We start from the raw sequence: 14,418 nt of genomic DNA on the forward strand, positions 1-14,418 counted from the left end.
TCGGAACGGGATTCCGGTCGGCCTTCGTCGTCGGCTAACGCGCGGCCAGCGATTCGCCGATGTAGTGCATCTCGTCGGGGGTGGTCACCATGGTCACGGTGGCGCTGCCGGTGCTGGTGCGCACGGTGATCCGGTTGGGCGCGGACGGATCCTGGACCAGCGTGACATCGGGGGAGACCGCGTCGGGTTCCCGCTCGGTCGTGCGCACCTCGACGATGGTGGCGCCACCGAGATGCGCGGTCGGCGCGATGCCGTCGAAAACGAGCACGGTGGTAGTCGGATACGGTGCGGCGGGCACCGGCGGCGGGCCCGGCTGCGGCTGCGGTGACGCGCCCGCGGCGCGCGGTGCGATCGAGAGCAGCTGCGGGGTGGCCAGATTGGCGACCATCGAGTGCCAGGCCTGCGGACGGTTGGTGTGCACGATCGCATGCGCGCCGAGCGCGGTCGCCCGCAGGATCACCTGCTGGGCCAGGTCCAGATTGCCGATCACATCCACATGCCTGGTGCCCGCCCCGATGAGCGGGACCGCGATGCCCTGGCCTCGTTCGTCGGCTCCGATCAGCTGACCGCAGCCGGTGGTCGGCACCGCGATATCGGTGAGCGCCGACAGCGACCCCCGGTAGCCGTCGCGACCACCGAGATCGTCGGCGGCGCCGATCGGCAAGGTGTCGAGCAGGATCCGGCGCTGGCTGCCGGGTAGCTCACGTAAGCCGGGCAGCGGCTTCTCGTCCAGCGGGACGGGGGTGTCGAAGCGGACGACCGCGTTGAGCACGACAGTGCCCGCCTTGTCGTCGCGGCGCCCAGCCGCACCCACACCAGGGTGCAGGCGCAGTGTCACCGTGGTCGACAGACTCGGTGTCGCCCAGATCTCGGCGAGACCGTTCGTGCCGATCATCGGGGCGGTGAGCTGGTAGTGCGTGAGATACCGGTACGCGGTGGACAATCCGTAGGCGGTCTCGGTGAGCTGCAAGGGGTCGAACCCGTGGGTGAGCTCACGCACGGCGCTGTTCATCTCGGTGGCGGTGAGCACCGCCGTGTCGATGCCGCTGGTGGCCAGCCGGTTCGCGACCCGGCGCGTCGCGATGATCATCGTGCGCAGCGCGCCCTCCGCGCCGCCGCCGCGCTTGTCCACCGCGGCGGCATTGGCGACCGGATCGAGGCGGAGCACCAGCCAGCAGGTGCGGTGCGCGATGGCGGGCAGCGGTCCGAGAATGCGGTCGTAGAGGTGGGCGGCGGCCCCGGTGCCCGCGGTCCGCGCGCCGGTGGAGATCACGTCGATCCCGGCCAGCTGCACGTCGAACTGATCGAGGCAGCGTGCGATCTCGGTGAGCGGCAGCAGCTGATCGGCGCTGAGCGATCCGCGCCGCAGCAGTGTCAGGGTGTCCGGTGGCGGATCGATGCGCAGCATGGTCAGCAGCAGGTCGCCGTCCCAGCGCACGCCGCAGCCACCGCCCTCGGCCAGCGGTACGTCGAAGGCGGGGGCTCGGTCGAGGGTGTCGGTGCGGCCGCGCAGCCTACGCGCCAGCCAGCCGCCGAACCGGACCGCGGGCGTGCGACGGCGGATCGGCACCAGCCCGATCAGCAGCACCAGCACCGCCGCGCCGATCGTCCACGGGACCGAATCGGTGGTCGCCAGCACCACCCAGGCCACGACGGCGGCGAGAATCGCGACGGGAACGCAGGACCAGAGCGGAAAAACGCGGAACAGCCAGAATTCCGGATCACGCAAGGTGTCGTAAACGTTGTCTTCGCCGGTTTCCCTGGCGTTCATCCCATTGTTCAAAATCGTTGTCCCTGGCTGGCATACGTCGAATCATGGTGCGGGGCCGTTCGGGAATTACGGTACCGTGTCGAACGAGAACGTGATCATCGCAGTAATGGAGTGCGTGTGCCGGCACAGCTGACGACCAAGGCCCAGGTCAACGGTTATCGGTTCCTTTTGCGCAGACTCGACCACGCGCTGATCCGCCGCGATGTGCGCATGCTGCACGATCCGATGCGTTCGCAGAGCCGGTCGATGATGGTCGGCGCGGTACTCGGGCTGATCGTGGTGGCCGGTGCCGCCATTCTCGGCTTGCTCAAGCCGCAGGGTTCGGTCGGTGATTCGTTGATCGTCACCGGCAAGCAGAGCGGCGCCATGTATGTCGTCGTGGAAAGCGAAGACGGTGCCAAGACCCTGCACCCGGTGCTGAATCTGGCCTCGGCCCGGCTGATCGCCGGTGCCGCGGAATCACCGAAATCGGTGAAGGACGACAAGCTCGGTTCGCTGCCGCGCGGCCCGTTGCTCGGTATCCCCGGCGCCCCTGGCGCCCTGCCCGGCTCCGATCAGGGCGACCGCTCGGACTGGACGCTGTGCGAGACCACCCAGCTCTCGGCCACCGGCGGCGCCGCGGGCACGACCGGTGGTCTCACCACCGCGATCGTCGGCGAGCCGACACTGGGGGAGCGGATCGGACCCGCGCGTCCCGACGACGCCCTGCTGGTGCGGCACGGCGACAAGACGTACCTGATGTACCAGGGCTCGCGCGCCGAACTCGATCCAGCCGACTCGGTGATCGCCCGTACGCTCGGCCTGTCGGACCGGCGGCCGCGCCCGATCGGCCCCGGCCTGCTCGGCGCCACCATCGAGGCGCCCGCGCTGGCCGTGCCGCAGATCGCCGGAGCAGGGGAGCCCGGTCCTGGCAAACTGTCGAATATCCCGGTGGGCGGCATCATCTCGGTGCCGAGCATGGCCGACGACGGCGCGGCGTCGCTGTTCGTCGTCCTCGCCGACGGTGTGCAGCCGGTCTCGGAGTTCACCGCCGAGCTGCTGCGCAACGCCGACTCCCACGACATGCGCGAGATCGCGGTGGTGGCACCGGACATGCTCGACCGCACCCCCGTCGTCCATCCGCTGCCGATCGAGGACTTCCCCGCACGCAAGCCGCGGTTGATCTCCGCCGAGGACGCCCCCGTCACCTGCCTGAGCTGGGCCAAGGACCCCGGCATCGCCGTCGCGCCCGGCAAGTCCGTCGACGGACCGGACGAGCGGGCGGTGCTCACCCTGCTGACCGGCACCGAGCTGCCGCTGGCCGACTCGGCCGAGCCGGTGACGCTGTCGAGCGCCGACGGCACAGGTGACCGGATCGACGCGGTGTACCTGCCGCCGAGCTCCGGTGAGTACGTGCAGGTCACCGGTACCGAGCCGGGCAGCCCGCGGCGCGAGTCGCTGTTCTATGTGGCCGACAACGGCGTGCGCTACGGCATCCCCGATGTCGCGACCGCAGCCGTGCTCGGCCTCGGCGACAAGCCCCGGCTCGCACCGTGGTCGATCATCGGCCAGCTGGTGCCAGGGCCGACGCTGTCCGAGCGCGACGCGCTCACCAGCTTCGACTCCCTGCCGCCCGCGAAGTAGCCGACGCGGCCGCTACGTCGGCCGACCGACGTTCAAGGTGGCGATGATGCCGCTCAGCGCGGTGCGCATATCGGATTCCTCGATCCGCATGAGCACATCGTCGTCGACCGCGGACAGGTCGAGGTCGGCATCGTTGGCGAGCCGGAACTCCCGCTCCTCCTCGGCCGCCTCGATCACATTGCGGATGAAGCGACCGTTACCGGCGAGGTCGACACCGCGCCGCGGCTGCCCGCTCTGATCGGTGCTCTCCAATTCGTAGAGGAACGTGCAGGATTCGACCAGCGCGTCCAGCGCCGCCGCCGACAGCTGGGAATCCCGGCTGCCCGCGATGATCTCGCCGATCTGCCCCAGCTCGGCGGGGGTGTAGGACGGGAACTGCAACCGCTTGGCGAAGCGCGAGGCCAGACCGTCGTTGGCGGCGAGCAGGCGGTCGATCTCGCCGTCGTACCCGGCGATGATCACGACCAGCCGGTCACGGTCGTTCTCCATCCTGGCCAGCAGGGTGTCGACGGCCTCGCGGCCGAACGCGTCACCACCGGAAAGGCCGGTCTGGATCAGTGTGTACGCCTCGTCGATGAACAGCACGCCGTCCATCGCACTGTCGATCAGCTTCTCGGATTTGATCGCGGTGCCACCGAGGTTCTGGCTGACGAAGTCGACGCGCTTGGCCTCGACCACCTTGTCGGTCTTGAGCAGCCCGACACCGCAGTAGATCTTGGCGACCACCCGCGCGATGGTGGTCTTACCGGTTCCCGGCGGCCCGGTGAAAGCCAGGTGCTGGCCGCGGGACTGGCTCGACAGCCCCTTCTCGGCCCGGATCTTGGCCAGCTGCGCCGAGGACTGCAGCTTGGCCACCTGGGTCTTCACCGAGGCGAGGCCGACCTGCTTGTCGAGTTCGGCGCGCGCCTCGGCCAGCACGGTTTTGGCCCTGTCCTCGGCATCGGCCTGGTCGAGCTGGGCCAGTGTCGGCGCCGAGGCCGGATCCCACCGGTCGGTCCTGGCGTCGATGGCCTCGCGGCTGGTGACCACGATCCGGAAGGTGCGGTCGCGCATGGCCGTCGTATTGGCCGCGAAATCGGGCAGCTGCGAATACACCTGCTCGAACAGCGCCTGCGCCTCGGTCTCGTTGCCCGCCTCGCGCAGGCACAGCCCCCGGTTGTACATGGCGGTGAAACGCGCGGACGGAATAGGTCCGGCCTCAGCGGCTTCCATCCGCCGGATGGCCTCGCCGAACAGGCCGAGCTGGGCGCAGGCGGTACCGACCATCACATGCGCGCCGGTCGCCAGATACGGGTCCTTCCAGTCCGCCGAGCCGGCGAGCACGGTCATCACATCGGACCAGCGCTGGGTGTTGTAGTGCAGGATGCCGCGGATGTAGGTGCTGATCCGGTCGTCGATCTGCTTGTCCGGATCGTCGGGCCTGGCGCGGCGCAGCTCGGCCAGCTCGTCGAGGATCTTCTCGGCCTGGTCGTAGTCCTGATCGGTGATCAGCTGCGCAGCCCACGCCAGCCAGATCTCGGTGAGCCCGGCCAGCGGGTAGTCGATGTAGAGGCCGGGCAGGAACCGGCCTGCCATGGCGCGCGGGGCGAGGCCGAGCCTGCGCTGTTCCCGGCCGAGCGAGTCGAGGCTGGTGCGGTGCAGGTTGAACAGAACTTCCTTGGTGACCTCGCCCGCGGCGGCCCGGCCGAGCCAGGCGTCGCACATCGAGGGATCCCATTCGGTGGCCCGCTGGAATGCCAACTTGGCGTATTCGCTGTCGCGCGCCGACTCCTGGCCATCGATGGCGAGACCGAGCGACAGAACGCCTGCGTCGAAGGCCCGCTGGGCTTGGCGAATGTCTGGCATATGCGTCTGCGACCCCGAAATCTTCGTCTGGTGTATGCATTACGTTCAACTGGACGTCCCGGCTGCGATCGCGCCGACTTGCCCTGTCCGTTAGATTAGGTAACGCTGCCGGGTGGTCGCAACGGAAGTAGTCAGCTACGACTGAGAGTTCATCACTGGTGTCGACGTTGTTAGGCAATGAGCCCGAACTATGCCGGGTTTCGGTGATCGGGGGTGACACGCAGCTCGACATCGGCCTGCCCGCCACGGTGCCGATCGCGGGATTCATCGGCGATCTCGTGGCATTGATCCGCTCCCGCGATCCCCGCCTGCCCGACGGCGACGAGGACGCCGCGCCTGCGCGCGCCCAGCACTGGACGCTGGCACGGCTCGGGCAGGACCCGCTCGCGCCGAGCCGCACGCTCACCGAGGCCGAGGTCTACGACGGCGAGCTGCTGGTGCTGAGCCCGGTGACCCGTAAGGAATCCCCGGCCCTGTTCGACGACGTGATCGATGCCGTATCGCGGCTCACCGCAGGCGAATTCCGCAGCTGGTCGGGGCCGGCGGCGCGACTGACCGGCCTGGTGCTCGGCACCGTCGCGATCCTCGCGGCGCTGGCCCTGCTGATCGTCTCGCGGGCCGACAGCGATCCGCTCGCCCCCGCGTTCGCGCTGCTCGGCACCGGGATCGTGGCCAGTGCCGCGGCCGGGATCGCGGCGCGTAAGTACCTCGACCCGGTGACGGGGAACTGGTTGTCGCTCGACGCCCTGCTGCTGTTGTTCGGCGGCGGCGCGCTGGTGGTTCCCGGTCAGCTCGGGTCGGCGCACGTGTTGCTCGGCAGTGTCGTGGTGCTGGTCGGCGGGATCGTCGGCTATCGCGTCACCGGGATCGGGGCCGGGCTGTTCGCGGCGGCGATCACCATGAGCGTCATCGCGGCCGTGACCGCGACCGTCCACCTGATCTGGCATCCGGGACTGCCGAAGCTGTTCGCAGGCGTGCTGATCGCCGCGATCGTGCTGCTGTCGTCGGTGCCGAGACTGGCCGCGCTGGTCGCCCGGCTGCCCATCCCGCCGGTGCCGACCGCGGGCGGCGCGATCGACCCCGCCGACCACGAGCAGCGTCCGACCATCGAGGGCATCGGCGCGGTCGGCGCGATCGCGCTGCCATCGGCCGCCGGACTCGGCGAGCGCGCACGGGTGGCCAATCAGATCCAGACCGGACTGGTCGCCGCCTGCGCGGTCGCGGCCGGGATCGGTGCCGTTGGGGCCGCCGATCCGTTGGGGCCGTTCCATTCCGGCGGTGTCGCGCTCGCGGTGATCACCGCGATCATCCTGTGCCTGCGCGGCCGTTCCTTCGCCGATCTCGGCCAGGCCGCGACCCTGATCGCGGGCGGCGGGCTGACCATGCTGGCGGTGGTGGCAGGCCTCGGTCTCGGGCACGGCTCGCTCGAGTTCGGCGCGGTGGCGCTGCTGCTCGTCGCCGCGCTGGCCGTGGTCTGCTTCGGGGTGATCGGCCCGCACGTCGAGGTGACCCCGGTGACGCGGCGGATGATCGAGATCTTCGAATACCTGCTGATCATCGCGCTGATCCCACTGGCACTGTGGGTCATGGACGTGTACTCGACCGCGCGCAACATATGACCCGCCCGCCCCAACGGCGCGCGCTCGTCCGGCTGACCTGCGCGGCCGCATTGCTGTCCGCGGTGGCAGGCGTGCCTGCGCCCGCCGCCGCCATCGCGCCGCCCGCCATCGATCCCGGCGCGCTGGAGGCCGCGGTCGTGCTCAGCGCCAGGCCCGCGCCGCTGGAACCGACCGAACAGCGCGAGCTGTGCGCCGAGCCACTGCTGCGCGGTTCCCCGCCGAGTGAACCGCCGATCGCGCAGCAGGTGCTCGACCTGCCCGCGGCCTGGCAGTTCAGCCGCGGCGGCGGCCAGAAGGTGGCGGTGATCGACACCGGGGTGAATCGGCACCCGCGGCTGCCCGCACTCCAGGCAGGCGGCGATTACGTCAGTGACACCGACGGCACCGTCGACTGCGACGGCCACGGCACGCTGGTGGCGGGCATCATCGCCGCCAGGCCGTCGCCCGACGACGCGTTCGTCGGGGTCGCGCCCGACGCCGAGATCCTGTCCATCCGCCAGCTCAGCCTCGCTTACGAACCGAAGGACCGGCGGGGCGGTAACAAGCCGCCGGGCGAACTGCGCAGCGACGGCTACGGCAGTGTGCTCACCCTGGCCGCGGCCGTGGTCCGCGCGGTCGATATGGGCGCCACCGTCATCAATATCTCCGAGGTCGCCTGTACCGCGGCCGGTTCCGATACCGCCGACAGCTCACTCGGCGCCGCGGTGAAATACGCCTACGACCGCGATGTCGTGGTGGTGGCCGCGGCGGGCAATGTGGAGACCGGCGGCGCGTGTGAGACCCAGAACGAGGGTTCGGGGTGGGGTTCGGTCGCGACTATCCCCACCCCGGCCTGGTTCACGCCGTACGTGCTGTCGGTGGCCTCGGTAGACGCCGACGGCACCCCGTCGGCGCTGTCCCTGCGCGGCCCGTGGGTCGGCGCCGCCGCGATCGGGCGCAATATCGTCTCGCTGGACAGCAAGCCCGGTGGCACCGGCCTCGTCGACGGCGTACAGACCATGCAGGGCGTGCAGCCGGTCGACGGAACCAGTTTCGCCGCACCGTATGTCGCCGGCTTGGCGGCCCTGGTGCGGGCCAGGTTCCCCGAGCTCGGTGCCGGGCAGGTGATCGAGCGGATCACCCGTACCGCGCACGCGCCGGGCCGCGGTCGCGACGACGCGATCGGGGCGGGGCTGATCGACCCGCTCGCCGCGCTCACCGCGCCGCTGCCCACCGATCCGGTGAGCGTCGGCGCCGACCGCGGCTATGCCTTTCCGGCACCGACCCCACCGCCACCGCCGGACCCACGGCCGCGCCAGGTGGCGATCATCGGCTCCCTTACCCTGCTCACCCTGCTCGGAGTCGGTGCCGCACTCGGCTTTCCGTTCCGCAAACGGCGAGCAGACCTGAATTCGGAATTCGAGTAGAGGCAACGATGGCTACCGAAGGTTTCGTCCGCCGACCCAGGATCGCGCCGCCGCGCGCACCTGGTGGCGAGGTCGCGCTCACCCCGCCGCCGGAGTTGCAGCGCGCGATCCCGGCGCCGCTGATGATGAAGATCATGCCGGTGATCATGGTGATCGCGGTCGTCGGCATGATCGCGATGATGGCGACGATGGGTCGCAATCTGCTGGCGAACCCGATGATGATGATGTTCCCGATGATGATGCTCATGTCGATGGTCGGCATGATGGCCGGCATGCGCGGCGGTGGCCCCAAGCGCGCCGTCGAGCTCAACGAGGAACGCAAGGACTACTTCCGCTACCTCGACCAGGTGCGCAAGGATGTGCGAAGCACCGGCGTCAAACAGCTGGAGACGCTGGGCTGGAGCCATCCCGAACCCGCCGACCTCGCCGCGCTGGTCGGCAGCAGGCGGATGTGGGAGCGGCGCCCCAACGATCCCGACTTCGGGCACGTGCGGGTCGGCGTCGGCAGCCACCGCCTCGCCACCAAACTGGCCAGGCCGGAGACCGGCCCGCTCGAGGACCTGGAGCCGGTGTCGACGGTGGCGCTGCGGCGTTTCGTCCGCACCCATTCGGTGGTGCACGGACTCCCGACCGCGGTGTCATTGCGTGCCTTCCCCGCGGTCAATATCGGCGGCGACCTGGCGCAAGCGCGGAAACTGGTGCGCGCCATGGTGATGGAGCTGACCACCTTTCACGGGCCGGACCATCTCGCGGTCGCCATCGTGGCCGCCGACCCCGACGTGCACTGGGGCTGGGCGAAATGGCTTCCGCACGTGCAGCATCCGACCCAGCGCGACGGCATGGGCTCGGCCAGGATGATGTACACCTCGCTGAGCGAACTGGAAACGGCACTGCAGACCGAGTTGCTCGAGCGCGGCCGTTTCATGCGCAATCCGCAGCCGACACAGGGCAGGCTGCACCTGGTGATCGTGATCGACGACGGCTATATCAGCGGCAACGAGCGGGTCATCAGCGAATCCGGCCTCGACTCGGTGACCGTGCTCGACCTCACCGCCCCCGAGAACGGCCTGGCCGCGCGCCGTGGTCTGCAGCTGGTGGTCGGCGACGGCGCGGTCTCGGCGCGCAGCGCGGCCGGCGTCGAACGGTTCGCCACCGCCGACGACGTGAGCGTGGCCGAGGCGGAATCCTTCGCCCGTAACCTCGCCCGCTACCGGCTGGCCACCGCGGCGCAGATCGTGAGCCTCGGCGAGGGCACGGCCAGCGATCCGGGCCTGATGGCGCTGCTGCGCATCCCCGACGCCGCCCAGATCGATCCGGCCAGGGTATGGCGCCCGCGCACCGCCCGTGAACGGCTGCGGGTGCCGATCGGGATCACCCCCGACGGCTCACCGGTCGAGATCGACATCAAGGAATCGGCCGAGAACGGCATGGGCCCGCACGGTCTGTGTATCGGTGCCACCGGCTCCGGCAAGTCGGAATTCCTGCGCACGCTGGTGCTGTCGATGGTCACCACGCACTCGCCCGACGCACTCAACCTGGTGCTCGTCGACTTCAAGGGCGGTGCGACCTTCCTCGGGCTCGACTCGCTGCCGCACGTCGCCGCGGTGATCACCAACCTCGAGGAAGAGCTCTCCCTCGTCGACCGCATGAAGGATGCGCTGGCCGGTGAGATGAACCGCCGCCAGGAACTGCTGCGCTCGGCGGGCAACTACGCCAACGTCACCGACTACGAGAAGGCGCGCGCCGCCGGTGTCCCGCTGGACCCGCTGCCCGCGCTGTTCGTCGTCGTCGACGAGTTCTCCGAACTGCTCTCGCAGAAGCCGGACTTCGCCGAGCTGTTCGTGATGATCGGCAGGCTCGGCCGCTCGCTGCACGTGCACCTGCTGCTGGCCTCGCAGCGGCTGGAGGAGAACAAGCTGCGCGGCCTGGAATCGCACCTGTCCTACCGGATCGGTCTGCGCACCTTCTCCGCCAACGAGTCGCGCGCGGTGCTCGGCATCACCGACGCCTACCACCTGCCGAGCGTGCCCGGCGCGGGTTACCTGAAAAGTGATGCGTCCGAACCGCTCCGGTTCAACGCCAGCTATGTCTCGGGTCCGTACGTGGCGCCGGTGGGCACCGTCGTCGACGACGAGGGCGCCCCCGTCGGTGGCCGGCGTCCCGTCGTGTTCACCGCGGCCCCGGTGGAGGTGGCCGAGCCGGAGCCGGAGCAGGCAGAGGAGCCGGTGCTGCGCGGCAGGCCGGAGCTGCCACCACCACCCCCGCCCGGCGGCGCCGCGCCCGCCGAGGAGGGCATCCCCGATTCGCTGCTCGATGTGGTGGTCAAGCGGCTGACCGGGCACGGCCGCCCGGCCCATGAGGTGTGGCTGCCGCCGCTGGAGGAGTCGCCGACCGCCGACATGCTGCTGCCCGACCCCGACTGGCGCTCGCCGGTGAACCGGCACGGCCAGCTGTGGATGCCGATCGGCGTCATCGACAAGCCCTATGAGCAGCGTCGCGACGTGCTCACCATCAATCTCGCAGGCGCGCTGGGCAATGTCGCGGTGGTCGGTGGTCCGCAGTCGGGCAAGTCGACGACCCTGCGCACCATCGTCATGGCCGCCGCGGCCACCCACACGCCCGAACAGGTGCAGTTCTACTGCCTCGACTTCGGTGGTGGCAGCATGGCGGGCCTGTCGGGCATCCCGCATGTCGGTTCGGTCGCCGGACGTCTCGACGGAGATCGGGTGCGCCGCACCATCGCCGAGCTCACCACGCTGATGCGTCAGCGCGAGGAACGCTTCGCCGAACTCGGCATCGAATCCATGCCGGAGTTCCGCAGGCGCAAGTTCGCCGCGCTGGAGGCTCGCCAGATCAACGGCACCACCGCGGCTCCCGGTGATCCGATGGCCGCCGACCACTTCGGTGACGTGTTCCTGGTGATCGACGGCTGGGCCGCGATCCGCGAGGAATTCGACATGCTCGAAGGCCAGATCAACGCCATTGCCGCGCAGGGTCTTTCCTTCGGCATCCACGTGATGCTCGGCGCCTCGCGCTGGGCGGAGATCCGGCCGGTGGTCAAGGACCAGATCGGTACCAGGATCGAGCTGCGCCTCGGCGATCCGAGCGACTCGGAGATGGGCCGCCGGATCGCGCACCAGGTTCCAGTCGGCAGGCCGGGCCGCGGTCTCACGGCCGAGCACCTGCACATGCTGATCGCGTTGCCGCGTCTGGATTCCGACTCCGACCCGGCCACCGTGGCCGACGGCGTCACCAGGGCGCGCGAGGAACTCGTCGCGCTCTATCCCGGCCGTCGCGCACCGGAAGTGCGCATGCTGCCGCTGAGCTTCCCGCGCGAACAGGTGATGCACACCGCAGGCGAGCACGGCGTCACACTGGACCGGACCAAGATCGTCGTCGGCCTCGGCGAGTCCGAATTGCAGCCGCTGGTCCTGGATTTCGGTGTCGAACCGCACTTCATGGCCTTCGCCGACGTGGAATGCGGCAAGACGACGCTGCTGCGCAATATCGTGATGGGCATCGCCGAGCAGTCCACCGCCGACGAGGCGCGGGTGATCCTCATCGACTACCGGCGCACCATGCTCGGCGTGCTGGAAGGCGATCAGCTCGCCGGCTACTCCACGTCGTCGCAGACCTGTGGGCCGATGATCGCCGAGGTCGCCACCTACCTGTCCAAGCGCATTCCCGGTGCCGACATCACCCAGCAGCAGTTGCGGGACCGGAGCTGGTGGTCGGGTCCGGAGATCTACGTCGTCGTCGACGACTACGACATGGTGGTCACCGGTTCGATCAACCCCTTCGCGCCGCTGCTCGAATACCTGCCGCAGGCCCGCGACATCGGTTTGCACCTGGTGGTGACCCGCCGCATGGGCGGAGTGTCGAGGGCCCTCTACGACCCGGTCCTCGGCGCCATGAAGAACCTGTCGGTGCAGACGCTGATCATGAGCGGGTCGCGGGACGAGGGCAAGCTCATCGGCGAGATCAGGCCGAGCAAGCTGCCGCCGGGCCGTGGCACCCTGGTTTCGCGTAGTCAGGGCGTCGAGATGGTCCACATCGCCGACCTGCCCCCGCTGTGACGCTCAGCCGGGCAGCTGCCCCGCGACCGGGCGCACCTGCCGTCGTCTGGGATGCCTGCACACCGGGGGGAACCAGCTGTCGGTGCGGCGCTCGAACAGTGCGCACGAGGGCCCACTGGCCAGCGGGTCCGCGATCCTCGCGAGGGTGAATCCGGCCCTGCGGTAGTAGTCGTGCAGGTCGCGATTGGCCGTCCAGGCGTCGAGCCGTACCCAGTCGCGGTGCTTCTGGTCGGCGAGTCGGGCGGCGTGCTCCAGCATCCGATGCCCGATCCGCAGGCCGGCGAAATGCAGGTCGACGATCATGAAGTGCACGATCAGCGATTCCGCCAGCTCCCATGGTGTCCACAGCCCCCGATCGGCCCGTTGGTTGACGGTGATGGTTCCCGCCGCGGCACCGTCGACCTCGGCGATCCAGGTCTCGCCCGCGTCGAGTGCCCGGCCGACCGCGCCCGCGAAGATCTCGATGGGGCGCCCACGCCCGGCGACTGTCCACTGATCCGAGCCACGGGCGGTGAGCCAGGCGGTGCGCTGCACCCGGAGGCGGCAGATCAGCGGTAGGTCGCCCAGGGTCGCCGGGCGCATCCCGACGGTCATGGCAAGGCGACGGCGGATCCGGGAGCGATGCCGAGGGTGTGGGCGATGACGGCGGTGCCCGCCGCGTCGCCGAGTTGGTAGGCCAGCCGGTTGCGGCCGGCCAGACAACGATGCCGGGTCGCCCGGGTGACCCGTTCGTGGTTGGCGCCGATGCGCAAGTGGTCGAGCAGGACGGTGCCCGTGGCGACGCCGAGTACGGTCGCCTCCTCGGCGGTGGCGGGGCGGGCGGCCAAGGTGTCGCGATGGGCGGTTTCGCCGTAGCCGCGGTCGGCGAGGCGGCGGGTGGTGCCTTCGGGGATGTCATGGGGAGAATCGATGCTCGCCGCTTCGGCGAGATCGCGTGGGTAGAAACTCACCTCCCATGACCACGGTTCGTTGTCCAGATACTGCACCACGGTGCGGGCCAGCACCCACGAGTCGACGGGCACCCCGAGCCACTGCGCGACCTGGGCGTCGGCGGGCTCCATCCTGGTGCTGAACTCCTTGGCGGGTTCGCGGTTGGCCGCGCGCGCGATCTCCTCGAAGATGTCGTGCGCCGAGCGCGGCCGGTCGGGCCGGATGTGGTCGGTGACCACGGATTCCAGCACTTCCTGGTTTCGGACGATGGTGCCACGGGAAGTAGCTGTGTAGACGAGGTTTTCGGCGACCAGCACCTGGATCGCGTTGCGCGAGGTGGTGATCGAGACCTGCATCTGCTCGGCCAGCTCGGAGTGGCTGGGCAGCCGGTCGCCCGGTTTCCACGTGCCCGCGCGGATCTCCTCGCGGAGGAGGTCTGCGATCCGGAGGTAGGTCGGACCGTCCGCCATCATGCTCCTCGGTAGGTCGTGCAGGTAACGAAGTGTACTCGTCTGGGTTACCTACGGCCGAGTAATGCTTGACAGAGAGCTTGCGAGGTTTATTGTAATGAACGTCCTGATCCGGTGCTGTGCGGCGACGACGGCGAGGCAACGTGGCTGGTGCGGAGAGTTCTACGGTCATAATGGCTTTCCCCGACACATTGCGGTGTGTCGATCCCGCCGGGCCGCCGGCGACTACCGGGTTACTTCCGCTCTCCGATCTGCTCGTCCGGGCGTGTCGCGGACATCGGGTGGTGGGGGGACCGCTGCTGTGGTTCGCGCGCGATCTGGCGGTGCTGCACGAGAAGCGCATCGTCGGGCGCGGCGGATTCGTCGACACCGATCCGGTGGTGCTGCGTGAGGTCGACTGCCGCAGGGCCGAACTGGTGCTCGCCATCGACGACTGGGTGCACCGCGGCGTCCCGCAGCACCGCCTCGGCGCGACCTTGCACACCGAGACGATCGGCGCCGTCATCGACCGGCTGGCCGAGTCCTCGGTGCGCGCCCACCACGCCCTGATGACGCTGGCCGCGCACGACGAGCTGCTGCACAGCGCCTGGCACCACCTCGCCGAGCTCGCCGACGCCTACGACGACCTGGTACGCGATGTGAGCGCCGGTCGTCGCAGGCTGCCGGAGTGGTGAGCGT

The 14,418-nt window shown here is 69.6% G+C and carries 9 protein-coding genes; 5 read left to right on the plus strand and 4 right to left on the minus strand.

Annotated elements, in window-relative coordinates:
• Positions 1–34 precede the first annotated feature (34 nt).
• On the minus strand, positions 35–1,771 hold the full coding sequence (eccE, locus tag ACFOW8_RS07370) for a type VII secretion protein EccE (protein WP_378547327.1): 1,737 nt from the start codon (positions 1,769–1,771) through the stop codon (positions 35–37).
• 117 nt (positions 1,772–1,888) lie between these two features.
• On the opposite strand from eccE, the gene eccB reads away from it, so the two are divergent.
• Positions 1,889–3,394 (plus strand): type VII secretion protein EccB, encoded by a 1,506-nt coding sequence (eccB, locus tag ACFOW8_RS07375; protein WP_378547330.1) that lies wholly within the window; start codon positions 1,889–1,891, stop codon positions 3,392–3,394.
• Positions 3,395–3,406: 12 nt separating this feature from the next.
• On the opposite strand, the gene eccA is transcribed toward eccB, so the two are convergent.
• On the minus strand, positions 3,407–5,239 hold the full coding sequence (eccA, locus tag ACFOW8_RS07380; protein WP_378547333.1) for a type VII secretion AAA-ATPase EccA: 1,833 nt from the start codon (positions 5,237–5,239) through the stop codon (positions 3,407–3,409).
• A gap of 158 nt (positions 5,240–5,397) precedes the next feature.
• Here eccA and eccD point away from each other — a divergent pair, with 158 nt between their 5' ends.
• Genes eccD through eccCa form a run of 3 tightly spaced genes read left to right on the plus strand, consistent with a single transcriptional unit; the run spans position 5,398 to position 12,340 of the window.
• Positions 5,398–6,858, plus strand: a complete 1,461-nt coding sequence (gene eccD / locus ACFOW8_RS07385) for a type VII secretion integral membrane protein EccD (RefSeq protein WP_378547336.1) — start codon at positions 5,398–5,400, stop codon at positions 6,856–6,858.
• Positions 6,855–8,264 carry a type VII secretion-associated serine protease mycosin gene (gene mycP / locus ACFOW8_RS07390; protein WP_378547339.1) on the plus strand — a complete coding sequence of 470 codons (1,410 nt, stop codon included), beginning with the start codon at positions 6,855–6,857 and terminating at the stop codon, positions 8,262–8,264. The genes eccD and mycP overlap by 4 nt, the downstream gene beginning before the upstream one ends.
• Before the next feature lie 8 nt (positions 8,265–8,272).
• The gene (gene eccCa, locus ACFOW8_RS07395) at positions 8,273–12,340 is read left to right on the plus strand and encodes a type VII secretion protein EccCa (RefSeq protein ID WP_378547342.1); all 4,068 of its coding nucleotides are present in this window, start codon (positions 8,273–8,275) and stop codon (positions 12,338–12,340) included.
• A 3-nt stretch (positions 12,341–12,343) separates the two neighbouring features.
• Here eccCa and ACFOW8_RS07400 read toward each other — a convergent pair whose 3' ends face one another.
• A complete protein-coding gene (locus tag ACFOW8_RS07400; protein ID WP_378547345.1) occupies positions 12,344–12,922 on the minus strand; it encodes a GNAT family N-acetyltransferase in 579 nt (192 codons plus the stop codon).
• An 8-nt stretch (positions 12,923–12,930) separates the two neighbouring features.
• Positions 12,931–13,740, minus strand: a complete 810-nt coding sequence (locus tag ACFOW8_RS07405) for a GntR family transcriptional regulator (protein ID WP_378547348.1) — start codon at positions 13,738–13,740, stop codon at positions 12,931–12,933.
• A gap of 173 nt (positions 13,741–13,913) precedes the next feature.
• On the opposite strand from ACFOW8_RS07405, the gene ACFOW8_RS07410 reads away from it, so the two are divergent.
• A complete protein-coding gene (locus ACFOW8_RS07410) occupies positions 13,914–14,414 on the plus strand; it encodes a DUF4254 domain-containing protein (RefSeq protein ID WP_378547351.1) in 501 nt (166 codons plus the stop codon).
• The last annotated feature ends 4 nt before the right edge of the window (positions 14,415–14,418 follow it).

The organism is Nocardia rhizosphaerae (genome assembly GCF_042650365.1).
Classification (GTDB): Bacteria; Actinomycetota; Actinomycetes; order Mycobacteriales; family Mycobacteriaceae; genus Nocardia; species Nocardia rhizosphaerae.

What these genes read in the sequence shown, in the direction of transcription:
- eccE (WP_378547327.1), bottom strand. Translation starts at nt 1,771, where the DNA reads ATGAACGCCAGGGAAACCGGCGAAGACAACGTTTACGACACCTTGCGT.
- eccCa (WP_378547342.1), top strand. Translation starts at nt 8,273, where the DNA reads ATGGCTACCGAAGGTTTCGTCCGCCGACCCAGGATCGCGCCGCCGCGC.
- eccA (WP_378547333.1), bottom strand. Translation starts at nt 5,239, where the DNA reads ATGCCAGACATTCGCCAAGCCCAGCGGGCCTTCGACGCAGGCGTTCTG.
- ACFOW8_RS07400 (WP_378547345.1), bottom strand. Translation starts at nt 12,922, where the DNA reads ATGCGCCCGGCGACCCTGGGCGACCTACCGCTGATCTGCCGCCTCCGG.
- ACFOW8_RS07410 (WP_378547351.1), top strand. Translation starts at nt 13,914, where the DNA reads ATGGCTTTCCCCGACACATTGCGGTGTGTCGATCCCGCCGGGCCGCCG.
- ACFOW8_RS07405 (WP_378547348.1), bottom strand. Translation starts at nt 13,740, where the DNA reads ATGGCGGACGGTCCGACCTACCTCCGGATCGCAGACCTCCTCCGCGAG.
- mycP (WP_378547339.1), top strand. Translation starts at nt 6,855, where the DNA reads ATGACCCGCCCGCCCCAACGGCGCGCGCTCGTCCGGCTGACCTGCGCG.